The following is a 22,728-nucleotide window of genomic DNA, read 5'->3' on the forward strand; positions in this document are numbered from 1 at the left end:
AAAGTCCTAATTTAAACAGTTCTTTGCGTTTTTTATAACATATGAGTTTAGTAAGATTAAATATAAAAGGAATTTCTTATAGCCAAACCCAAAACGGCGCTTACGCACTGATTTTAAACGAAGTAGATGGTGACAGAAAATTACCAATTGTGATTGGAGCTTTTGAAGCGCAGTCTATTGCTATAGCCTTAGAAAAAGAAATTCGTCCGCCACGACCATTAACACACGACTTATTTAAAAATTTTGCCGATCGTTTTGATATTACCATAAAACAAGTCATTATTCATAAACTTGTTGATGGTGTATTCTACTCAAGTTTAATCTGCGAACGGGACAAAATTGAAGAAATTATAGATGCCAGAACCAGTGATGCTATCGCGTTAGCGTTACGTTTTGATGCACCTATTTTTACGTATAAAAACATTCTGGATAAGGCCGGAATTTATTTAAAAGTGAATCCTAAAAAAGAAGACGAAGAAGGTAACGAATCGCATGACAGTATTCTTGTTGATGATTTATTAGCAGACGAAGTTGAATCGACAAGTTCTGCTCCTCGCGAAAACTACAAAGGAAAGACTTTAAAAGAATTACAAACTTTACTTGATGAAGCCGTTGCTAATGAAGATTACGAGCGTGCGGCACATATTAGGGATGAAATTTCTAAACGCGAATAACCTCGAATAACATAAGCATACTATGAAACACGTATTTTTGTTTTTTGCCCTATTTTTATGTCTACTTACTTCAACAGCTTTAGCGCAAAACAAAAATACACCGCCCGATAGTTTACAAACCGAAATATCAGAACCGGTTAACACTGAAGCCGATTCTCTAATTCCTACATCCTCTACTACTCCTGAAGAAATTATTGTAGCCGAAGAAACCGAAGCTACAGTTAACTCCCCTATCATCCCAAGTCAAGGCTTCTCATTTAGCAGTCTTTTACGAGGTGCTTTAGGAATGGTATCTTTAATTTTTATAGCCTTTTTATTTAGCAGTAACAGAAAAGCCATTAATTGGAAAATTGTTGGTATTGGCTTAGCTTTTCAGCTTTTAATAGCTTTTGGGGTTTTAAAAGTTGACTTTATAAAAACCGTTTTTGAATTTATTGGCGGACTATTCGTTTCGGTACTTGAATTCACCAGAGCCGGAAGTAAATTTTTATTTGAAGGATTGGTAGTCGACATGGATACCTTTGGTTACATTTTTGCCTTTCAGGTATTGCCAACTATCATCTTCTTTTCAGCATTAACATCTGTACTTTTCTATTTAGGTGTGATTCAAAAAGTAGTAAAAGGCATGGCCTGGTTACTCTCAAAAGCTTTAAAAATTTCAGGTGCAGAAAGTTTAAGTGTTGCCGGGAATATCTTTTTAGGTCAAACTGAAGCCCCGCTTTTAATCAAAGCCTATTTGGAGAAAATGAATAAATCTGAAATGCTTTTGGTTATGATTGGTGGTATGGCCACTGTTGCAGGCGCTGTACTTGCTGCATACATTGGTTTTTTAGGAGGCGATGACGAAGTGATGCGCTTATTCTACGCCAAACACCTTTTAGCCGCATCAGTTATGGCTGCACCAGGTGCGATTGTCATTTCAAAAATATTATATCCACAAACCGAAGATGTAAATACCGATGTTTCTGTTTCACAGGAAAAAATAGGAGCTAACTTTTTAGATGCTATTGCCAACGGAACCACCGAAGGTCTAAGACTAGCCGTTAATGTAGGTGGTATGCTTTTAGTTTTTGTAGCGTTCATTGCCATGTTTAATGGTATTTTAGGTTGGATTGGAGATATAACAACATTCAATTCCTGGGTTACCGATAATACAAGTTATCAAAGTTTATCTATTGAGCTGATTTTAGGCTACGTTTTCGCACCATTAATGTGGCTAATAGGTGTTGCACAAGAAGACATGATGATGATGGGACAGTTACTTGGAATCAAATTGGCTGCCAGTGAATTTATTGGTTACATACAGCTTCGTGATTTGAAAGATGCGACCAACGGCATTCATTTGACTTATGAAAAATCCATTATTATGGCGACCTACATGCTTTGTGGTTTTGCCAACTTCGCCTCTATTGGTATTCAAATAGGAGGCATTGGTTCTCTTGCTCCCGGACAACGTAAAACCTTATCAAAATTCGGAATGAAAGCTTTAATTGGAGGTACGATTGCTTCTTTAGTTTCAGCAACCATCGCCGGAATGATTATTGGTTAACAGCTACCTTTCTAACCGTTAATAACTTTAGAATAAATTAAGTATTTTTCAATCGGTTAGCATTCTGCTTTTTTCTATTTTTATCCCTTGAAAATACATCCGTTTTTTATCACGATGATTTTCATTGACCAATAACATTATGAAGCAATACCACGACTTAGTAAAACATGTTTTAGAACATGGCAATGAAAAAGGAGATCGTACCGGAACAGGTACAAAAAGTGTTTTTGGATACCAAATGCGATTCGATTTAAGTGAAGGTTTCCCAATGGTAACCACTAAAAAATTGCATTTAAAATCGATTATTTACGAACTACTTTGGTTTTTAAAAGGCGATACCAACATTAAATATTTAACCGAAAACGGCGTTCGCATCTGGAACGAATGGGCTGATGAAAACGGCGATCTTGGCCCAGTTTATGGTCATCAGTGGCGTAACTGGAACAGCGATGAAATCGATCAGATTAAAGAAGTTATAGACACTTTAAAAAACAGTCCGAACAGTCGTCGCATGTTAGTTTCTGCTTGGAACCCTTCGGTTTTACCAGATACCTCAAAAAGCTTCAGTGAAAATGTAGCTAATGGAAAAGCCGCTTTGCCTCCGTGCCACGCCTTTTTTCAGTTTTATGTAGCCAATGGTAAATTATCATGTCAACTGTATCAACGTAGTGCAGATATCTTTTTAGGTGTCCCTTTCAATATTGCATCTTATGCTTTATTCACCATGATGATGGCACAGGTTTGTGGTTACCAACCAGGAGAATTTATTCATACCTTTGGTGATGCACATATTTACAGCAACCATTTTGAGCAGTTGGAATTACAACTGTCGCGTGAGCCAAGACCATTACCAAAAATGAGATTAAATCCTGAAATCAAAGATATTTTCGATTTCAAATTTGAAGATTTCACTTTAGAAGATTACGATCCGCATCCACACATTAAAGGTGTAGTTGCAGTATAAAACATAAAAAGGCTTTCTTGTTAAGAAAGCCTTTTTTAATGTATTTTTTATCAATAAGCATTGGTTTTAAACCGTTACAACACTATTATCTGCAGCAGCATAATCACTCCATACATACCCATCTGCATCATCATCATTTATATAAGTGCCATCAACTACATATTTAAATTCGTAAGATCCGTCTTTGTCTAAATCAACAACGCCTTTAAAGGTTCCGTTTTTTAATTTTTTTAAAGGCATTGCCTTTGTATTCCACTCATTAAAGCTTCCTACTAAGGATACTTTTTTAGCGTCTTCAGCAAGAATTGAAAACGTTACTTTGCATACTGGTTTACTTTTTAAGTACTGTTTTGAAATAGCCATAATATAAGTTTTAGTGATTGTTATGCTAACAAAAATAACAAAGAATTTAACATAGATTACATTCTAACGTGCTTTAAGGCAAAGAATTATCAATTTATTAATAATGCCCTATACTAAATTTAAACCTCTTATTTTTCACCTAATAAATTTTATGTATTTGTCAGTTTAAAATGAATATTAATAACTGATTTTCAGTTTTATTGAATAACAAAACAGCAGAATATCGAATCACTGTCTCTTAAAAAAATAAAGAAAGGCAATTAAACAAAAAGCTTTAACTTTACTCCTGTGTAAAACAAGTATTATGTTTGGAAAAAAGACATCAAAACCTCAAATTGACAAAGAACAATTGGAGCTGATTGAAAACGCTCAAAGACGCATTAAAAAGAAAAAAGGGCTTTACAGACACTTTGTTATTTTTTTAATTGCTTCTGTATTTTTTATTATCGCCAATTTAGTTTTAGGTATTGGTAACGCCATAACACCACTCGGCCAAGATTGGTTTGTTATAGCTATTCTTATCTGGTTTTTCTTCTTTACTTACCATGTTTTCTCTGTATTTGTTACACACCGATTTATGGGTAAAGAATGGGAAAATGCACAATTAAACAAACTTGTAGCCAAACAAAAGGAACGAATTGAAAATCTTAAAGCCAGTTTGCCTTCCGACGAAAGTTTATTAAAAAAATTAAATCAGAAATTGACAAAAAACGACAACTTAACCATTATTGTTGCTGCAGCAGAAAACAATGCTATTGGAAAAGACAACAAACTTATCTGGCATATTAGCGACGATTTAAAACACTTTAAAAGCTTAACCAGCGGACACCATGTCATTATGGGGCGTAAAACTTTTGAAAGTTTCCCAAAACCACTACCTAACCGCACGCATGTGGTCATTACAAGACAAAGCGATTACGAAGTTCCTGAAGGCGTTATTGTGGTAAATAATTTAGAAGACGCTATTGCGGTAGCTAAAAACGACGACCAACCCTTTATTATAGGTGGTGGTGAAATTTACAAACAAGCTATGGAAGTTGCCGATAAAATTGAAATTACTCGTGTCCACGCCGATTTTGAAGCCGATACGTTTTTCCCTGAAATCGATTCAAACATCTGGCAGGAAACAGCTCATGAATTCCACCCAAAAAGTGAGAAAAACGAATATGATTTTACATTCTTAACATACCAAAGAAAATAAACAAAGCGTAAAACCTAAAGCATAATGGCTTTAACAAATTACAGTAATTTTAGGTAATTTGTTAAAGTCATATTTTTTTACTCATGCAACTAAAGGCCATTTTATTCTGTTTATTATTCATCATTATATCAGTGGAAGCGCAAACCGTTTCTGTCTCCATAAATAAAAATCAGGCTTATTTTACTCAAAGTAAAGACAGTATTCTTGCTTATCAAATTACTGAAAAATCATTAAACGGGAATTATAAACGAGCCAATTATATCCATCCGCTATATTCCTTAGACGGCGAAGTTTTAACCGAAGATTTTCCTGAAGACCATCTGCATCATCGTGGCATATTCTGGGCTTGGCATCAACTTTATATTAGTGATAAACGTATTGGCGATGGCTGGGAAATTGAAAATTTTAGCTGGGAAGTTTCTTCTGTAAAAGAAATTGAAAACCATAATAAATCTAAAACCATACAAACCGAAGTCTTCTGGAAATCGAATTTATGGTTAGATTCCGCAGGTAACGAAAAACCCTTTGTAAAAGAAACCACAAACATCACAGTTTATCCTAAAACCGAAAATTATCGCGCTATAGATATTGAAATTCGCTTACTAGCTTTAGAACCAAACTTACGTATTGGTGGTTCGGAAGACGAAAAAGGCTATGGCGGATTTTCTCCAAGAATAAAACTTCCTGAAGATATTACTTTCAGAAGTTGCAAGGGCAAAGTCACTCCCAAAAATCTTCCTATTAAGTCTGGAAACTGGATGGATATTTCCGGTACATTAGGTAAAAACTCATCACAAGCAGGGCTAACTATTTTGTGCCATCCTTCAAATCCTGGACAACAAAACCGATGGATTTTACGCCAAAAACGTAGTATGCAAAATGCTGTATATCCGTTTCCCGGAGCAGAAACTGTTCCATTATCAAATATCAAACCCACCATTTTACGCTACCGTTTACTTGTTCACAATGGAAATACCGAATCTTTAAATATTCCGAAACTTTATAAGGCTTATAAAAAACACACTAAAAGGCCGCATTAATACCTTTCAAGTATACTTTTTAAAAAAATCATGGCTATTTTCACTAATTTCGCAGTATGGTTAAAGAATTACAACTTCGTGTAACTCTTAAGGAAGAGGAACACCATGATATTTTGGTTATTAAATCGGCTCAAGCATTAGATGTCGACAAGGAAGATATTACAGGTGTTAAGGTGTTACGTAAATCAATTGACGCTCGTAAACCTAAAATTATTTTTAACTACAAGGTAGCGGTTTATATTCGTGAAGTGCTGCCAAAATCTTCCGAATATCAATTCGATTACAAAGATGTTTCGAAAGCCAAGCCTATCCATATTATTGGTTTTGGTCCTGCCGGAATGTATGCCGCATTGCGCTGTATTGAATTAGGTTTTAAACCTATTGTGCTAGAGCGTGGTAAAAACGTTCAAGACCGTCGTCGTGATTTACGAGCCATTAACCAACAACATTTTGTAAACGAAGATTCTAATTACTGTTTTGGTGAAGGCGGTGCCGGAACGTATAGTGATGGTAAACTGTACACAAGAAGTTTAAAGCGTGGTGATGTCCGTCGTATATTTGAAAACTTAGTATATCACGGAGCTACCGACCAGATTCTGGTAGACGCGCATCCACATATCGGAACCAATAAACTACCAAAAGTAGTTCAGAATATTCGTGAAACCATCTTAAAATATGGTGGTGAAGTCCATTTTGAAACACGAGTGACGGATTTCGTCATTAAAAACAATAAAATACAGGCCATTCAATTAAATGGAAATAATGAAATGCCTGCCGACCGTGTTATTCTGGCAACAGGACATTCAGCAAGAGACATTTTCTATTTATTACATGAAAAAGAAATTGCTTTAGAAGCTAAATCATTCGCTATGGGTGTTCGTGTAGAACATCCGCAGCATATTATTGACAGTATTCAATACCACTGTAGTGGCGAGCGTCACGAATTATTACCTGCAGCTTCGTATAGTTTAGTGCAACAGGTTAATGACCGCGGTGTATACTCTTTTTGTATGTGTCCTGGTGGTTTTATTGTTCCTGCAGCAACGGCTAACGGCGAAGTGGTAGTTAACGGTATGTCCCCCTCTAAGCGTAATAACTTATATGCTAATTCTGGTATTGTGGTTGAAATAGATGTGAACCGCGATTTACCTAAATACGAACAATTCGGTGCTTTAAAAGGCTTGGAATACCAAAAGAATCTAGAGCGTATGGCATTTACAGCTGGCGGAAGAAGTCAGGTCGCTCCTGCCCAACGTTTAACCGATTTTGTTGAAGGTAAATTATCGGCAGATTTAAACCCCACTTCTTATCAACCGGGGTTAAATTCAGCACCACTACATTCTTTAATGCCGAAATTAATTGGTAGCCGCTTAAGAAAAGGGTTTACTGCCTTCGGACAAAAAATGAAAGGCTATTATACAGCCGAAGCCAATATTGTTGGTGTTGAATCCAGAACCTCATCTCCAGTCTGTATACCTAGAAATGAACGCTTGGAACACCCGCAAATTCAAGGCTTATTCCCTTGTGGTGAAGGTGGTGGTTATGCCGGTGGTATCGTATCGGCGGCTATGGATGGTGAGCGTTGTGCCGAAGCTGCAATCACAGGCTTATAAAACAACACACTGAAATTCAACACAAAACGAAACAAAATTATCTTAGAAAAAATATTCCTATTTTTGCACCACTAAATTTTAAACACTTACAAATGAAAGCATATATATTTCCTGGTCAGGGCGCACAGTTTACAGGTATGGGGTTAGATCTTTATGAGAACTCCCCTTTAGCTCAAGAATTATTTGAAAAAGCCAACAGCATTCTTGGTTTTAACATTACTGATATTATGTTCGAAGGTTCTGCTGAAGATCTTAAGGAAACTAAAGTAACACAACCTGCTATCTTTTTACACTCTGTTATTTTAGCAAAAACTTTAGGTGCTAGCTTCAAGCCAGATATGGTTGCTGGACATTCGTTAGGTGAATTTTCAGCATTGGTTGCCAACGGTGCTTTAAATTTTGAAGACGGATTAAAATTAGTTTCTCAGCGTGCTTTAGCGATGCAAAAAGCCTGTGAGTTACAACCAAGTACTATGGCTGCTGTTTTAGGTTTAGAAGATTCCATCGTGGAAAACGTATGTGCTTCCACCGAAGGTGTTGTGGTTGCTGCAAACTACAACTGCCCAGGTCAATTAGTTATTTCTGGAGAAGTTGAAGCCATTAACAAAGCATGTGAAGCTTTAAAAGAAGCTGGTGCGCGTCGTGCGTTAGTTTTACCTGTTGGTGGTGCGTTCCACTCACCATTAATGGAGCCTGCTCGTGAAGAATTAGCAGCAGCTATTGAAAACACAACGTTTAGCAAACCTAACTGCCCTATTTACCAAAACGTAACCGCTAATGCCGTTATTGACGAGAACGCGATTAAAACAAATTTAATTTCTCAGTTAACAGCTCCTGTACGTTGGACGCAATCAGTACAACAAATGATTACCGATGGTGCTACGTTATTTACTGAAGTGGGGCCTGGTAACGTTTTACAAGGATTAGTTAAAAAAATTGACAGACAAGCTGAAACAGCTTCTGCAACCGCATAAGTCTAAAACAGACCTGTAGAAAATATTTAATAGATGAAGTTTACAAAACGTACCTTATACATTATTTTAGTGATTGTAGTTACGATTGCAGTCGATCAGATTTCTAAAGTAATTGTAAGAGGAAGTATTGAACCACGAACCGAAGTGAGTCCCGGAGAACGTATATCTGTAATTGGAGATATGTTTGTAATGATGAATGTTGAAAATACCGGAGCCTTTTTAGGAATGGGTAGTGATTTAAACCCCACGCTTAGACTTATTGTATTACTTATTTTACCAATTATTGTTTTAGGTTTTGTTTTACGTCATATTTTAAAAGATAAAACCATCGACCCTTGGTCGTTATTTGCTTTTGCCAGCATCATTGGTGGTGGTATCGCCAATGTTTACGACCGTATTGTTTATGGCTCAGTAACCGACTTTTTCTTTATTGATTTAGGAGGCGTATTTAGAACCGGAATCTTTAATATGGCCGATGTATCAGTTACAGCAGGCATGTTTATTCTGCTGTTTGCCAGTTTTAAAACCAAGAAAAAAACAATTACTGAATAATAACATTCAAATTGACAATAAAAAAAGGCTGCAATTAGTATTGCAGCCTTTTTTTATTTAACGATTAAGCTATTTACTCCTAACTTTCTTTTCCCAATTCCATGCAGAACGCATCGCATCGTCAAGGGATAATTCAGTTTTCCAACCTAATTCGTTATTTGCTTTATTGGTATCGGCGTACGCTGAAATAATATCACCCTCACGACGACCTACAACTTTGTATTTTAATTTTTCACCAGAAACACGTTCAAATGCCTGAACCACTTCTAATACAGAACTACCTTTCCCTGTACCTAAGTTAAAGGTTTCGTAGTTTTCTTTATTCTTTCCTTCTAACAAACGTTTTAAAGCAACCACGTGTGCCTTTGCTAAATCTACCACGTGAATATAATCGCGAATACAGGTCCCGTCTGGCGTTGGGTAATCGTCACCAAAAACAGATAATTCCTCACGAAGCCCAATAGCAGTTTGTGTAATAAAAGGCACTAAGTTTTGAGGTACGCCTATTGGAAGCTCACCAATTTCAACAGACTCATGTGCTCCTACCGGATTGAAATAACGTAACGCAATAGCTTTTATTGAAGGTGTTACTTTACATGTATCTCTTATGATTTCTTCACCAATTTGTTTCGTATTTCCGTAAGGCGACTCAGCTAATTTAACTGGTGCATTTTCAGTAATTGGCAATTCGTCGGCTTGACCGTAAACAGTACATGATGAACTAAAGATAAAAGCTGCAGATGGTAGCTTCTTTAATTCCTTTAGAATATAAACTAAAGTGCTGATATTGTTTTCGTAGTACAATAAAGGCTCCTGAACACTTTCGCCTACCGCTTTACTGGCAGCAAAATGAATCACGCCTTCTACATCGTTATGCTTCTTAAAAAACGATTCAACTCCAGTTTTGTCTTTTAAATCTAATTTTTCAAATACTGGTTTCTTTCCTGTAATAGCCGTAATTCCGTCTAAAACACTTTCAGATGAATTTGATAAATCGTCAATGATTACAACTTCGTAACCTTCGTTTTGTAATTCTACAACAGTATGGGACCCGATAAAACCTAATCCACCTGTAACTAAAATTTTACTCATTAATGTAGTTTATTATTGTTGATGTTATGTGTGCAATTTGCTCATCATCCAACTCGGTGTGCATTGGTAAAGAAATCACCTCTTTAACCAATTGATTTGTTACTACAAAATCAGCTTCATTATATCTCTCATCGGCATAGGCTTTCTGCTTATGAAGCGGAATTGGATAATAGACGCCGCAAGGTATAGAATTTTCATTTAAGTGCTTTACTAAACCATCTCTTTTTGCGCTATTTACACGTAAAGTATATTGATGAAATACATGACAATCACAAGTATCACAGATTTCCTTACAGCCATTGGATAATTTTGGTGTAATTATGTTATCGATACCCTCAAAAGCTGCATTATACTTTTTTGCTGAAGCTTGTCGTTTTTTATTATAGGTATCGAGGTTTGGCAACTTGGCATTTAATACTGCAGCCTGTATGCTATCTAAACGTGAATTTACACCGACCACATCGTGGTGATAACGCTCGTACATACCATGGTTTACTATACCTCTAATGATATGTGCTAATTCATCATCGTTAGTAAATATAGCTCCACCATCACCGTAACATCCTAAATTTTTTGAAGGAAAGAAAGATGTCGCTCCTACATGCCCTATAGTTCCTGCTTTTGCTTTTGTTCCGTTGCTATAGGTATAATTTACTCCAATAGCTTGCGCATTATCTTCGATTACAAATAAATTGTGAGCTTTAGCAATTTCCATGATAGCTTCCATATTTGTACATTGCCCGAATAAATGCACAGGAACAATAGCTTTTGTTTTTGGCGTAATTGCATTTTTAACGGCTTCAATATTAATATTGAAATCATCTTCATTTACATCAACCAATACAGGTGTTAACTGCAATAACGCAATCACTTCAACGGTTGCTGCAAAGGTGAAGTCGGCAGTGATAACCTCATCTCCTGGTTGCAACCCCAGTCCCATCATGGCAATTTGCAACGCATCAGTGCCATTTGCACAAGGAATAACGTGTTTTACACCTAAATAATTCTCTAAGTTCTTTTGGAATTCATGAACCTTTGGTCCGTTAACAAATGCGGTGGTTTCTAAAACTTCCTGTATCGAGACATTCACCTCATCTTTAATCTCATTATATTGACCTTTAAGGTCTACCATTTGAATACTTTTCATCTAAAAAAATTGTAACTTTTTACAAGGTTTAATAAAATTAGAAAGACACATTTTTACTAACACTTGTATTTGGAGTTAATAGACTACGAAATTACGAAATTAGTAAGCGGTAACCAATGAATTTATTTTAAAGAAATGTATTTTAGCACCAAACAAAAAAAGCATTGAGTTTTACTTACAATACAGGCATTACATTAGCACATTTTGGACTGATATGCGTCGCTCCTTTTAACCAAAAAATTAAGAAAGGTGTTGAAGGAAGACGTGAATCCTTCACTATTTTAGAAAAGCATATATCAGAAAAAGACAAAACGCTGTGGTTTCATTGTGCCTCTTTAGGTGAATACGAACAAGGGCTTCCGGCTTTTAAAGTACTCCGTAAACACTTTAAAAATCATAAAATCGTATTGACCTTTTTCTCACCTTCGGGTTACGAGATTAGAAAAAATTCACCTATTGCCGATGTTGTTGTTTATCTTCCTCTGGATGCAAAACAGAATGCTAAACGCTTTATCAATCTTGTACATCCGGAGCTTACCGTTTTTGTTAAGTACGACATCTGGCCTAATCATTTAAATGAACTTAAAAGAAAGCAATTACGCGTGATTCTTATTTCGGCAGCTTTTAGACCAAATCAATCGTATTTTAAATTCTACGGAAAACATCTGCGACAGGCTTTGTTTGCCTTTGAACATATTTTCACCCAAAATGAAGCTTCAAAAGAATTATTAAAATCCATCAATTATAATAACGTCACTGTTTCTGGCGATACGCGTTTTGACCGTGTGTCGAGTCAGTTAGAAATGGATAATACTTTAGATTTTGTTGAAGATTTTAAACAAGGTAAACTTTGTGTTGTGGCCGGAAGTACCTGGCCTGAAGGGGAAGCTTTACTAATTAATTATATTAATAATCATGCTTCAAAAGATGTAAAATTCATTATCGCTCCTCACAACATTAAATCTAACCAAATACATAATATTCAAGACAAGCTTAAAGTTGAAAGCGTTCTGTTTTCTGAAAAAGAACAACATGATTTAAAAACAGCGAAGGTATTTATTGTCAACACCATTGGTATTTTAACCAAAATTTATAGCTATGCAGATATTGCTTATGTTGGCGGCGCATTAGGGAATACAGGCTTGCATAACACCTTAGAACCTGCGGTTTTTGGCGTCCCGATAATCATCGGAAATATTTACGATAAATTTCCTGAGGCCCAGGCTTTAATTGACAATAAAGGTATGTTTTCTATTTCTTCCCAAGATGAATTCAATGATATTTTGACAGAACTTATTAAAGAGGATGCCAAGCGTAAACTCGCCGGAAACAACAACGCCACTTACATTAAAAATCATAAGGGTGCTGTTGATAAAATCATCAAGTATTTAGGATTCTAGTTTTTAAATTTTTAGTCAAACATCTATAAGGTGCTTTCTTCCGTATATAAAGCTAAACATTTAATATTTAGACATTAACCAGACATCTATTATTAAATTTAGTATATTTATAATCAACACCTAAAATCAAAAACTAATGAAAAAACTATTGTTAAGTACAGCCCTGTTATTAGCCCTAAGTTTAAGTTTCACCTCTTGTAGAGACACAAAAAAATCGGAATCTATTGAAGAAACCATGGAAAACGTTGGTGAGGCCTTAGATGATGCTGCCGATGATGTAAAAGAAGCTGCCGACGATGCCGTTGAAGCAACAGACGAAGCTATGGATGATGCAGGAAATGCTCTTGAAAAAGCCGCTGACGATATAGATAATATGGCTAATGATGCTGTTGATGCCACTAACGAAACACTTGACAAAGCCGAAAAAGCTGTTGATGATGCGGCCAAATCTACTGGAAAAGCATTGCAAGATGCCAGTGATGCCGTTGAAGAAAAAGTGCAACAAATTACAGACGAACACTACGAGAAAAAAGACTAATACAATCTTAGAATTAAAATAAAAAAGACTGCCGAAAAGCAGTCTTTTTTATTTGTTTAGTTTGCAAAAAGGAATATTAAATATATTGGTTAAGTATATTTTCAAACAACTCCTGTTTACCACTTTGTAACTTCAATTCACCATTATCCTGAGCGATTTGATATAAATCCTTAAGACTTAATTTTCCTTCTTCAAATGCTTTTCCTTTTCCTGAGTCAAATGAGGCATAACGCTCGGTTCTCAGTTTTTCATAAGGTGATGATGCAATGATTTTATCGGCTGTTAATAAAGCTCTAGCAAAGGTATCGGCTCCACCAATATGCGCCAAGAATACATCTTCTAAATCGGTTGAATTTCTTCTGATTTTAGCATCGAAATTCACACCACCTCCTTGTAAGCCACCAGCTTTTAAGAACACTAACATGGCTTCAGTCGTTTCTAAAATATTATTCGGGAATTGGTCGGTATCCCATCCGTTTTGATAATCTCCACGGTTAGCATCCAAACTTCCTAACATTCCGGCTTTAGCTGCCACTTCAATCTCATGTTGAAATGTGTGTTGCGCCAACGTAGCGTGATTCACTTCAATATTAATTTTGAAATCTTTATCTAAACCATATTCCTTTAAGAAACCAATAGCTGTAGCTGTATCGAAATCATATTGATGTTTCATGGGTTCCATTGGCTTTGGCTCTATAAAGAAATTCCCTTTAAATCCTTGGGCTCTGGCATAATCTCTTGCCATAGTTAAAAACTGTCCCATATGGTCTAACTCGCGTCCCATATCGGTATTCAACAGACTCATATAACCTTCACGACCACCCCAGAAGACATAGTTTTCTCCGTTTAAAGCAATAGTTGCGTCTAAAGCTAATTTTACCTGTCCACCAGCACGAGCTACGACATTAAAATCTGGGTTAGTCGCTGCACCATTCATATAACGTGGATTAGAAAAACAATTTGCCGTTCCCCAAAGTAACTTAACACCTGAAGCTGCTTGCTTTTCTTTTAAATAATCGGTAATAGTTGCCAATCTGCTTTCTAATTCACCAAATGAGGCGCCTTCACGCACCAAATCAACATCATGAAAGCAGTAATAACCAAATCCCATTTTTGTAATGAATTCGAATGCCGCATCAGCCTTATCTTTAGCTGCCTGAATTGGATCTGAAGAATTATCCCATTCAAAACTCATAGTATCTGTACCAAACGGATCTCCTCCCTTAGCGCAGAACGTATGCCAATATGCTATCGAAAATTTGAACCATTCTTTCATAGTTTTTCCAGCAACTACCTGATCCGGATTATAGTATTTAAACGCTAACGGATTATCAGACTCTTTTCCTTCAAACTTAATTTCTGGAATACCTTTGTAGTATTCTTTGTTACCTATTAATGCCATTGTATTTATTGTTTATTTATTTTGTAATATTATTTCTAATTCTTTTTTCCAATTATTATACGCTTCCTGATAAACCTCTTTATTTTTAAGCGGTTTGTAGGTCATTATATAATCGTTTTCGATAATTCGTTTACCAAAAGTTTCAAAATCACCTTTGTGTAAATCGGCTGCGCGAGCGGCGCCAATCGCGCCGGTAGTATTATAAATTTCAATATCCTGATCGATTAAAGTTGCTACGGTATTAGCAAAAATCTCTGAACGATATAAATTATCGTTTCCTGCTCGAATAACAGTTGGTTTTATACCATCGGACGTTAAAATTTCCATGCCATATACAAAGGAAAAAGCAATACCTTCCAGTGCTGCACGACACAAATGCCCTTTATGATGATTATTTAAATTGAGGTTTAAAATACGTGTACCAATGTCTTTGTTATTTAACATCCGCTCAGCTCCATTTCCAAAAGGAATTAAGCAAACACCATCGGACCCAACAGGAATTTTGTTAGCCAAAATATTCATCTCTTCATAGGAGCTCACAGCCAAATTGTTTAATAGCCAACGATACTGAATACCGGCACCATTTATACAAAGTAATTTTCCTATTCTAGCCTCTTCTCCCTTGTTATAATTAACATGAGCGAAGTTATTAACGCGCGAGCTTTCCTTAACAGAAAGGCTATTTGTAATCGCATAAACAACACCAGATGTTCCCCCTGTTGAGGCCACATCTCCCGGATTAAATACATTTAATGACAAGGCATTGTTAGGCTGATCTCCGGCACGATAATAAATTGGTGTTCCTGCCAAAATTCCACTTTCCATTTCGCCTTGTTTCGACACAATCGATTGTGTTTCAAAAGTTGAAACAATATCTGGAATCAGGTTTTTATCTATACCGTAATGCTCTAAAAGAATATCGGCTATGTTATCGGTTTTGAAATCCCAAAAAATGCCTTCTGACAATCCTGAGATGGTTGTATTTATGGTATTCGAAAATTTGTAAGCGATATAATCACCAGGCAACATGAACTTATAAATTTCATTGTAAATTTCAGGTTCATTGTCTTTTACCCATTTTAATTTTGAGGCTGTAAAATTGGCCGGTGAATTCAGTAAACTAGTACCGCAGGTTTCCTCGCCGATGGTCTGAAACGCTAAATTCCCAATGTCTACGGCTCGACTATCGCACCAAATAATACTTTTTCGCAGTGGTTTACCGTCTTTATCTACTACCACCAAACCGTGCATTTGATATGAAATACCAATGCCTTTAATTTGATTGGCTTCTATATGATTTTCCGATTTCAATCGAGAAATCGCACGACATACATGCTGCCACCAATCGTCTGGGTGTTGTTCTGCCCATCCATTTTTTTCGGCATACATGCCCATCTCATCTTCGGGCTCCTGCACGACACCTATGCTTTTACCGGTTTCTGTTTCTACCAGTGCCGCTTTTATGGATGAACTTCCTATGTCTAGTCCTAAATAATACATATTATAATGATTCTCTTAATATTAATTGTGTTGGTATATAGGTTTGTATTTTTTTTTCTTCATTTATAAAACCTGCTGCGGTTGCTCCCATCGCTTTAAAATCGGTTGATATTACCGAAATACCTTTGTAAATAAATGGTTTCATCGGGGTTTCGTTGTAAGATAAAAAGCCGACATCGGTTCCTGGCTCAAAGGTTTTAGCTCGGCACTGCTCTAGAAACACACCCAAAATGCGATCGCTAACACTAATGTATGCGTCACCTTTAGTAACTTTAAAATCTTCAATCTCGGTAATCACCTTGTATTTTAAATGATGAGACTCACAGAACTTTTTAAAATAAGTTACTGTTTCTGAAGGGTGCTTAGTAAAACTTGGATACAAAAATACCAAGCGTTTGTAGTTTTTAAACGCAGTAATGGCAGGTTCTAAAGCTTCAAAAAAAGATTTCCCAAAATCCTGAAATACATAATTATTATCATCGTCCGCAAAAATATTCCAGTCTATTAATAACAATTTATCCTTATCGAATTCTGATAATACCCCTTTTACTTCTTTATGATTAAAACTCATCACCACATACTTGAAATATTTCCCTTTACTATTTTGCAAAATGGTTTTAAAATTGTTGATATTATAATGATGAAACTGCACATCGACAATGACGTTTTTTGGCAAATTATTTACAAATGCGTGATACAAAACTTCCTTATAAGCCTTAAACGTATCTAAAACCAACAGAACTTTTCGGGTATCATTGGCTACAAAATAACCTTTATTCGGCACTGATTCAATAACTCCGTTATCCTTTAAAATAGAATAAGCTTTGAACACCGTATCTCTGGACAAGCTATAGTCCTTAACTATACTATTCACCGAAGGTAAGGGATCTCCACTGCCTATGGTATTATTCGCCAAAGCATCATTTATAGCATTAACCAACTGCTGGTATTTAGGTATATCGCTATTAAAATTTAAATCAAAAATCATTAACCGTTCTGTTCTGTTCTGGTTTGTAAAAATAACTAATTTTTTAATATGAAAACAAAAAAGGGAACTATTTTAACAATAGTTCCCTTTTTAGAATAAGTTACACTTACCTCTTAACGATAATATACCGATAGGGCATTAAAAGATTCAGAGACATGCGACTTAGAGCTCCATGTTAGCTGAAACGGGTTTTGCACTTGGTTTTTATTAGAAATATAAACTTTTATTGGGTGAATTCCTTTTTCAAGAATCATCTCAGTCATTTTCATCGTTCCGGGTGTATAGCCGTAATCCGCATCAAATAAAATAGCGTCGTGAAAACGCACTAAACCTTTATCAATTGCACTAAACTGAAACGTATAGCTTCCCGTACTAGGAATATCAATATATCCTTCAAATAGGAATAAGTCCTCCTCAGTTTTTTTAAAATTCATCTTATCCAGTTTTGAAACCTTGCCGGACTTAACGGCTGACATAAAACTTAAATTTGGTAGCCAAGGATAGTGCCCGTCGAACGCTTTCCAGTTCCAACCTTTTTTACGCACTTGCATTGACAGTGCCGGCACCGGAGCGTCATCATAAGGACGTTTTGCCTGAGCATCAGTACGACGAATACGCAATACTTTATCTTTCATGTATTGCTGAACCTCAGCAAGCGAATCTTCTCCTGCTAAATTATGAGATTGGTGTGTGTCGATAATCACATCATAAATTTCGAAATCGTCTTCTGCCGATTGAATGTTATAACGAATACCTACCAAATCTCCTTTTCGAATCATTTGCATTTGCTTGCGAACCCGATTACGATTATTTGGTGAAAATTCTTGAAAATCGGGGGTCTTACCAGGAAAAACATATTCTGAATACACTAAGGATTCCTGCTGATTCCCTTTTCCTGTTAATGCCGGTAAAACAGAAATCCCATCACTGTAGGCTGGTGCTGGAAAACCTGCAACCTCTGTAAACGTCGCCAACCAATCATAAGAAATACTTGGCTCATCTACTTTGCTGTTTTCAGGAATATGGCCGGGCCATCTCGCAATTAAAGGCATGCGCTCTCCTCCTTCTAACACATCTCGCTTTACACCATCAAACGGGCCAAAACTATCAAAAAAATCAGGATTATTGGGCACATAACCTTTAGGCAAATACGATTCCGTGGAAGGCCCGTTGTCTGAAGTGAAAATCACCAAAGTATTGTCATCAATTTTCAAATCTTTAAGCAACTGAATCACATCTCCAACCGCATCATCAATTCGTCTCACACTGGTTGCATAACGTTTATAAGTTTTAGGCCACTCTACTTCGGGGGTATCACCATTATTATCGTCGTCGTAAGTTGCTTTAGCATATTCTGGATGCATGTACGAATCTGGTGCTCCGGATGCAGTATTAATCATTTGCCCTGATTTTCCTGTCCATTGTAAACCACCATGAAGTCCACCACCCTTGGGATACTTCTGAGTAGGCAATTCTAATACAGCATGAGGTGTATCATAAGCCAAATACATTAAAAATGGTTTCTCTGCTTTTGTCTGCTCCACAATCCATTTTTTAGCCACAGCGGTCCATAAATCGGTAGTATAGCATTTATCTAAACCTGCAGAGACTTCCTTATCGTTCTCCCAGACTTCCTTTTTACCTCGATAAATACCTTCTACGGGATAATGTTCATGTCCATCGACGTGACGCATATATCCATAAAAATAATCGAAACCTCTTTTATTTGGAGCACTTGGCCAATCTTCAACATCACTACCTTGTAATCCCCACTTACCTATTGCTGCTGTCGTATACCCCATTTTTTGAGCCACATTTCCAATCGTGTAATTATCGGCTAAAGCCTTATCAAACTGATTGTCTCGAACATTGGCATGACCTTGTGACAATCCAGTCAACAAAGAGCTTCTTGAAGGGGCACAAACTGGAGCGGCTGCATAATGCTGAGTAAGCATCGCTCCTTCATGAGCCATTTTATCGAGATTAGGAGTGCTTGTCCATGGCTGTGATCGTTCTCCTTTGGCCTTTCGTTGATTCTGATAAAAGACACCAATATCACCATAACCTAGATCATCAGTTAAAATAAAAATGATATTGGGTTTTGAAGCATTTTTCTGCTGTGCTTTTACCGAGGAGGAATATAAATATATTGCAAAAACACCGGCTAAAAAACTAAATTTATAAATTCGTATCATCCCTTTATTTTTTAAATGTAAACAGTAATTGCTCCAACATTTTCTAAAGAAGATTTTGCCTTAATTTCTTTTTTTAGTTCGTTATCAATTAAAAACTGAATAGTGTAATTGCTCTCTTTGTAAACTTTAGGTAAAAATATCTTATTGGCAAGCGGTAATGAATATACCAACTCCCCCTGCTCGTCAAGCACTCTAACAATTGGCAACACATCTGATGCTATATTTAATTCCGGAAGGACAAATTTGGCTTTTTTAAATAATTGATCTTCCTGTGTTACTGTAATAGGCCATCCGGGATATTGGGCATCTGCCTGACTAACGTCTTTAAACCTTTGATAGCAAGAACTGGTAATGGTTCGCTTCTTTTTATTTACTGAAACCATACCAAACCCCGTTGATCTATTATACAAAATAGCCGGCTCTTTGTGATGATTGTAAGGATTTGTTACGGCATGAACAGATATTTTATTTCCGAATCCATCTTCAAAATCTCCTTTGTATGCGGGATTTTCAACCGAATGATTAGATGCATTTACTGGTGGCCAAAAACGACGAGGCCAGATGTTATTAAGTGCCGGTCCTGTAAAAGCAAAACCACTATCGCCGTGTTCTTCAATTCCATATTGCACAAAGGTTCCTAAATGCTGATCGCCTGCAATATGAAATGTAAATCCTTTACGAATAATCTCTAAGGTTTCATCGCGCTTTTTTTGGGGCCATCCGTTAGAATCCATATCCTTTGTAAAATCATCCCCTTCAATGTATTCTCCTTTTTCAGGTACTCGTAAACTAGGCACCATATCATCACTTGTTGCTCCTTTAGGAAGAGTTGCGATGGTTGCAAAATTGGTTTGTGATAACAAGATTTTCATTTGGGTGTTGTTAGACCAATCGTCTACCCAGTTTTTCAAAAAGGTTTCCTGTCTTTCACCTAACAATTCAGCATCAATATCTCTGTGTTTTTTAATGTCGAATTCTGTATTTCTTATGAAGCCATTAAATATATCGGCTTCTTCAGGAAGCACTGTTTTGGGTGCCGATTTAAATTTTCTATCTTCTAAAATTGCAAAACTTACCCCGGCATAATCCCATTGGGTATAATATACATTAATCCCCTGTTTTACAGGTGTTGCATCGTAAGGATCAGGAAGGTGTCCTGTTTGCGTAAATTGTGCCATATTTACCCAATCAGCATCCATTTTGTAGCCGCCACTATCCTGAGCTATAGAGCCAAAACCTGAAGAGGTATCGGCGTGACTTCCACCGCATCCCCAAAGGTTGCCGTGAAACACGTCATGATCGTCTGTAATAATACCACAAGGGTGGTGACGAAATACTTCGCGATACGACCAACCAAACATCATCCATTTTCTTAAGAAATCTAAACAACGTTTATCGTAATCGCCTTCATATTGCACACCATAACCTCCAGTACCCTCATAAAACTGATCGCCTAAAAACACACAAACATCGTATGATAACATATCTAAATTATCTACAATATCCTGATCTGGGAATCCGAAGTGCATATTACAATTTAGGACGGCTATATTAAGCTCTTCTTTATCTTTAGGTTCTGCTTTAACTGTACCTTCATAATAGTAACGCTTAATGCCATTGGACTGCGGAAGTTCTGCACAAACACGATATGGTATATCGGTCTCCTCATTCCAGTCCTCGATTTCAAAAAGTTTATTTCTTCCGCCGTTAATTAATTCACCTTTAGAAATAGTTTTCCACACGCCATCTTTAAATATTTCAAGGGCAACAGCGTGTCCTTCTAAACTTTCAAAAGGAGAACATTGAGCCATTAGCTTTAATTTTCCTTTATTTAAAGTATACTGTGCAAAACAAATTGGACCGAATAACTGAGTTTCGTTTTCCTGAAGCGCATTACCCTCTACTTTCCAATCACTAAAAGAACAACTCGATTTTTCTTCAACTTTTCTTCCTGAATCGATATTTGCTAACAAAGCAAATGTGCCTGCTAAATCTTTGTTTTTAACATTCAACTTAGAACTTTCAAATAGTTCTTTATTGTTTTCTGGATTTAATATGCGAACAACTAAAGTTTGCTCATCATTCTTTAAAGGCTTTGTTTTAATATGTAATTTAAAAGTCTTCGGAATTTCAGAAAACGGCGTTTTAATTTCTTGCTTACCAACCTGAAGTTGCCCTTTGGTATTCAACCCTACTTCAAGACCTTTACCAAAAACAGCTGCTGAACGATAATCGTCAAAATTTCCTTTTGCCCCTAATAACATTCCAACACAACCTTTATCAAAGGTTCCTAAATCCGGATGTTTTATAGCAATAGTCACTTCTAAATCTAAAGCCGAATCGCCATGTTGATGCATTACAGTTAACAAATGTAGATTTCTTTCTTTTCCTACCACCACACATTCCACAGCACCATTACGTATTTCCCAATCCTGCAAGCGGTTTCCCCAATATTCGGGTCCGGCCCATTTCATATCCTTAAATTTATCCCACTGACTTTTAAACTTAACTTTCTTTTTAGCATCCCACAACTCTTCGATATATGGAGACAAACCATAACTGGAAAATGCCATCGGTAAAACCGAGCCCAAAACTATGGTTTTTAAGTATTCTCTACGTTTCATAAAATATATTTGACAAAATGAATTATAAAAATTTATGCGATGTGCACCATTTAACAAAATTCAGTAATTTAAAATGAAATCTGTATTATTTTTTAAGCGAATAAAGGGGACATTTTTATCAACTTCAGACACATAAAAATATAACATCATTAAATAACAAAAAGTTACAAGATTACTTATTTTTTTTAATGACTCACAACATAATAACTTCTCGAAAAAGTAAAACCCTTAAAATTTGTCGTGATAATATCATTTTGAACATTAATACACACCTAAAGGAATGATTAAATACAGGATGTAAAAGGAAAGTGTTTAAAACAAAAAAGCCTCTACGAAAATCGTAAAAGGCTTTAGTACTGAAGGCGGGACTTGAACCCGCACGAACTAATGTTCATTGGATTTTAAGTCCAACGTGTCTACCAATTCCACCACTTCAGCATGGTATATTTTTTTGAAAGTCTCAGAGCGAAAGACGGGATTTGAACCCGCGACCCTCACCTTGGCAAGGTGATGCTCTACCCCTGAGCTACTTTCGCAGTCTTTATTATGAACGTACAATATTGCTATTGCGGGTGCAAATTTACTATAATTATTAAAAGTAAAAAGTTTTTTAGTTATTTTTATTTACATTTTTCTAAAAAGCATCATTCTTAAACACTCAGCAAATCTAAAACAGCAAGATTTTAAGCAACAAAAAAGCCTTTACGAAAATCGCAAAGGCTTTAGTACTGAAGGCGGGACTTGAACCCGCACGAACTAATGTTCATTGGATTTTAAGTCCAACGTGTCTACCAATTCCACCACTTCAGCATGGTATATTTTTTTGAAAGTCTCAGAGCGAAAGACGGGATTTGAACCCGCGACCCTCACCTTGGCAAGGTGATGCTCTACCCCTGAGCTACTTTCGCAGTC

At 36.4% G+C, this 22,728-nt stretch carries 18 protein-coding genes and 4 tRNA genes; 10 read left to right on the forward strand and 12 right to left on the reverse strand.

Annotation, left to right across the window (positions count from 1 at the left end; genetic code table 11):
- The first annotated feature begins 41 nt into the window (after nucleotides 1-41).
- From ICJ84_RS12385 to ICJ84_RS12395, 3 genes are all read left to right on the forward strand, one after another.
- Entirely contained in the window at nucleotides 42-674 is a 633-nt protein-coding gene (locus ICJ84_RS12385; protein ID WP_188216721.1) for a bifunctional nuclease family protein, read from the forward strand.
- Between the two features lie 22 nt (nucleotides 675-696).
- Nucleotides 697-2,223, forward strand: coding sequence for a NupC/NupG family nucleoside CNT transporter (locus tag ICJ84_RS12390; RefSeq protein WP_241748753.1), 1,527 nt, complete (start codon nucleotides 697-699; stop codon nucleotides 2,221-2,223).
- Between the two features lie 139 nt (nucleotides 2,224-2,362).
- Nucleotides 2,363-3,187: a thymidylate synthase gene (locus ICJ84_RS12395; protein ID WP_188216722.1), complete on the forward strand. Its 825-nt coding sequence runs from the start codon at nucleotides 2,363-2,365 to the stop codon at nucleotides 3,185-3,187.
- Between the two features lie 66 nt (nucleotides 3,188-3,253).
- Here ICJ84_RS12395 and ICJ84_RS12400 read toward each other — a convergent pair whose 3' ends face one another.
- Nucleotides 3,254-3,550 carry an isoamylase early set domain-containing protein gene (locus ICJ84_RS12400; protein WP_188216723.1) on the reverse strand — a complete coding sequence of 99 codons (297 nt, stop codon included), beginning with the start codon at nucleotides 3,548-3,550 and terminating at the stop codon, nucleotides 3,254-3,256.
- Between the two features lie 304 nt (nucleotides 3,551-3,854).
- Here ICJ84_RS12400 and ICJ84_RS12405 point away from each other — a divergent pair, with 304 nt between their 5' ends.
- From ICJ84_RS12405 to lspA, 5 genes are all read left to right on the forward strand, one after another.
- The gene (locus tag ICJ84_RS12405) at nucleotides 3,855-4,751 is read left to right on the forward strand and encodes a dihydrofolate reductase (RefSeq protein ID WP_188216724.1); all 897 of its coding nucleotides are present in this window, start codon (nucleotides 3,855-3,857) and stop codon (nucleotides 4,749-4,751) included.
- A gap of 83 nt (nucleotides 4,752-4,834) precedes the next feature.
- A complete protein-coding gene (locus ICJ84_RS12410) occupies nucleotides 4,835-5,791 on the forward strand; it encodes a DUF6807 family protein (protein ID WP_188216725.1) in 957 nt (318 codons plus the stop codon).
- Nucleotides 5,792-5,847: 56 nt separating this feature from the next.
- Nucleotides 5,848-7,404, forward strand: coding sequence for an NAD(P)/FAD-dependent oxidoreductase (locus tag ICJ84_RS12415; protein WP_188216726.1), 1,557 nt, complete (start codon nucleotides 5,848-5,850; stop codon nucleotides 7,402-7,404).
- Between the two features lie 92 nt (nucleotides 7,405-7,496).
- Entirely contained in the window at nucleotides 7,497-8,378 is an 882-nt protein-coding gene (gene fabD, locus ICJ84_RS12420; protein WP_188216727.1) for an ACP S-malonyltransferase, read from the forward strand.
- A gap of 33 nt (nucleotides 8,379-8,411) precedes the next feature.
- Nucleotides 8,412-8,930 carry a signal peptidase II gene (lspA, locus tag ICJ84_RS12425; protein WP_188216728.1) on the forward strand — a complete coding sequence of 173 codons (519 nt, stop codon included), beginning with the start codon at nucleotides 8,412-8,414 and terminating at the stop codon, nucleotides 8,928-8,930.
- A gap of 69 nt (nucleotides 8,931-8,999) precedes the next feature.
- Here the strand turns inward: lspA and galE are convergent, their stop codons facing one another.
- Both galE and ICJ84_RS12435 read right to left on the reverse strand, forming a co-directional pair.
- The gene (galE, locus tag ICJ84_RS12430) at nucleotides 9,000-10,022 is read right to left on the reverse strand and encodes a UDP-glucose 4-epimerase GalE (protein WP_188216729.1); all 1,023 of its coding nucleotides are present in this window, start codon (nucleotides 10,020-10,022) and stop codon (nucleotides 9,000-9,002) included.
- Complete coding sequence (locus ICJ84_RS12435) at nucleotides 10,015-11,169, reverse strand: DegT/DnrJ/EryC1/StrS family aminotransferase (RefSeq protein WP_188216730.1); 1,155 nt, start codon at nucleotides 11,167-11,169, stop codon at nucleotides 10,015-10,017. The genes galE and ICJ84_RS12435 overlap by 8 nt, the downstream gene beginning before the upstream one ends.
- A 164-nt stretch (nucleotides 11,170-11,333) precedes the next feature.
- On the opposite strand from ICJ84_RS12435, the gene ICJ84_RS12440 reads away from it, so the two are divergent.
- Together ICJ84_RS12440 and ICJ84_RS12445 are read left to right on the forward strand one after the other, a co-directional pair.
- Complete coding sequence (locus ICJ84_RS12440; protein WP_241748754.1) at nucleotides 11,334-12,569, forward strand: 3-deoxy-D-manno-octulosonic acid transferase; 1,236 nt, start codon at nucleotides 11,334-11,336, stop codon at nucleotides 12,567-12,569.
- A 136-nt stretch (nucleotides 12,570-12,705) separates the two neighbouring features.
- A complete protein-coding gene (locus ICJ84_RS12445) occupies nucleotides 12,706-13,107 on the forward strand; it encodes a hypothetical protein (RefSeq protein ID WP_188216731.1) in 402 nt (133 codons plus the stop codon).
- 76 nt (nucleotides 13,108-13,183) lie between these two features.
- On the opposite strand, the gene xylA is transcribed toward ICJ84_RS12445, so the two are convergent.
- From xylA to ICJ84_RS12490, 9 genes are all read right to left on the reverse strand, one after another.
- Nucleotides 13,184-14,509, reverse strand: coding sequence for a xylose isomerase (gene xylA, locus ICJ84_RS12450; protein WP_188216732.1), 1,326 nt, complete (start codon nucleotides 14,507-14,509; stop codon nucleotides 13,184-13,186).
- A gap of 12 nt (nucleotides 14,510-14,521) precedes the next feature.
- Nucleotides 14,522-16,009, reverse strand: coding sequence for a xylulokinase (locus ICJ84_RS12455; RefSeq protein WP_188216733.1), 1,488 nt, complete (start codon nucleotides 16,007-16,009; stop codon nucleotides 14,522-14,524).
- A 1-nt stretch (nucleotide 16,010) separates the two neighbouring features.
- The gene (locus tag ICJ84_RS12460; protein ID WP_188216734.1) at nucleotides 16,011-16,997 is read right to left on the reverse strand and encodes a GntR family transcriptional regulator; all 987 of its coding nucleotides are present in this window, start codon (nucleotides 16,995-16,997) and stop codon (nucleotides 16,011-16,013) included.
- Between the two features lie 113 nt (nucleotides 16,998-17,110).
- Nucleotides 17,111-19,192 (reverse strand): arylsulfatase, encoded by a 2,082-nt coding sequence (locus ICJ84_RS12465; RefSeq protein ID WP_188216735.1) that lies wholly within the window; start codon nucleotides 19,190-19,192, stop codon nucleotides 17,111-17,113.
- A gap of 11 nt (nucleotides 19,193-19,203) precedes the next feature.
- On the reverse strand, nucleotides 19,204-21,816 hold the full coding sequence (locus ICJ84_RS12470) for an alkaline phosphatase D family protein (RefSeq protein ID WP_188216736.1): 2,613 nt from the start codon (nucleotides 21,814-21,816) through the stop codon (nucleotides 19,204-19,206).
- Between the two features lie 354 nt (nucleotides 21,817-22,170).
- Nucleotides 22,171-22,254 (reverse strand) — tRNA-Leu (locus tag ICJ84_RS12475).
- Nucleotides 22,255-22,280: 26 nt separating this feature from the next.
- Nucleotides 22,281-22,352, reverse strand: a tRNA-Gly gene (locus tag ICJ84_RS12480).
- Between the two features lie 190 nt (nucleotides 22,353-22,542).
- Nucleotides 22,543-22,626 (reverse strand) — tRNA-Leu (locus tag ICJ84_RS12485).
- A 26-nt stretch (nucleotides 22,627-22,652) separates the two neighbouring features.
- Nucleotides 22,653-22,724: transfer RNA gene (locus ICJ84_RS12490), tRNA-Gly, on the reverse strand.
- Nucleotides 22,725-22,728 lie beyond the last annotated feature (4 nt).

It is taken from the genome of Aestuariibaculum suncheonense, assembly GCF_014596935.1.
GTDB classification, from domain to species: domain Bacteria; phylum Bacteroidota; class Bacteroidia; order Flavobacteriales; family Flavobacteriaceae; genus Aestuariibaculum; species Aestuariibaculum suncheonense.

What these genes read in the sequence shown, in the direction of transcription:
- ICJ84_RS12445 (WP_188216731.1), top strand. Translation starts at nt 12,706, where the DNA reads ATGAAAAAACTATTGTTAAGTACAGCCCTGTTATTAGCCCTAAGTTTA.
- ICJ84_RS12465 (WP_188216735.1), bottom strand. Translation starts at nt 19,192, where the DNA reads ATGATACGAATTTATAAATTTAGTTTTTTAGCCGGTGTTTTTGCAATA.
- ICJ84_RS12470 (WP_188216736.1), bottom strand. Translation starts at nt 21,816, where the DNA reads ATGAAACGTAGAGAATACTTAAAAACCATAGTTTTGGGCTCGGTTTTA.
- ICJ84_RS12395 (WP_188216722.1), top strand. Translation starts at nt 2,363, where the DNA reads ATGAAGCAATACCACGACTTAGTAAAACATGTTTTAGAACATGGCAAT.
- ICJ84_RS12435 (WP_188216730.1), bottom strand. Translation starts at nt 11,169, where the DNA reads ATGAAAAGTATTCAAATGGTAGACCTTAAAGGTCAATATAATGAGATT.
- galE (WP_188216729.1), bottom strand. Translation starts at nt 10,022, where the DNA reads ATGAGTAAAATTTTAGTTACAGGTGGATTAGGTTTTATCGGGTCCCAT.
- lspA (WP_188216728.1), top strand. Translation starts at nt 8,412, where the DNA reads ATGAAGTTTACAAAACGTACCTTATACATTATTTTAGTGATTGTAGTT.
- ICJ84_RS12460 (WP_188216734.1), bottom strand. Translation starts at nt 16,997, where the DNA reads ATGATTTTTGATTTAAATTTTAATAGCGATATACCTAAATACCAGCAG.
- xylA (WP_188216732.1), bottom strand. Translation starts at nt 14,509, where the DNA reads ATGGCATTAATAGGTAACAAAGAATACTACAAAGGTATTCCAGAAATT.
- ICJ84_RS12410 (WP_188216725.1), top strand. Translation starts at nt 4,835, where the DNA reads ATGCAACTAAAGGCCATTTTATTCTGTTTATTATTCATCATTATATCA.
- ICJ84_RS12415 (WP_188216726.1), top strand. Translation starts at nt 5,848, where the DNA reads ATGGTTAAAGAATTACAACTTCGTGTAACTCTTAAGGAAGAGGAACAC.
- ICJ84_RS12385 (WP_188216721.1), top strand. Translation starts at nt 42, where the DNA reads ATGAGTTTAGTAAGATTAAATATAAAAGGAATTTCTTATAGCCAAACC.
- ICJ84_RS12400 (WP_188216723.1), bottom strand. Translation starts at nt 3,550, where the DNA reads ATGGCTATTTCAAAACAGTACTTAAAAAGTAAACCAGTATGCAAAGTA.
- fabD (WP_188216727.1), top strand. Translation starts at nt 7,497, where the DNA reads ATGAAAGCATATATATTTCCTGGTCAGGGCGCACAGTTTACAGGTATG.
- ICJ84_RS12390 (WP_241748753.1), top strand. Translation starts at nt 697, where the DNA reads ATGAAACACGTATTTTTGTTTTTTGCCCTATTTTTATGTCTACTTACT.
- ICJ84_RS12455 (WP_188216733.1), bottom strand. Translation starts at nt 16,009, where the DNA reads ATGTATTATTTAGGACTAGACATAGGAAGTTCATCCATAAAAGCGGCA.
- ICJ84_RS12405 (WP_188216724.1), top strand. Translation starts at nt 3,855, where the DNA reads ATGTTTGGAAAAAAGACATCAAAACCTCAAATTGACAAAGAACAATTG.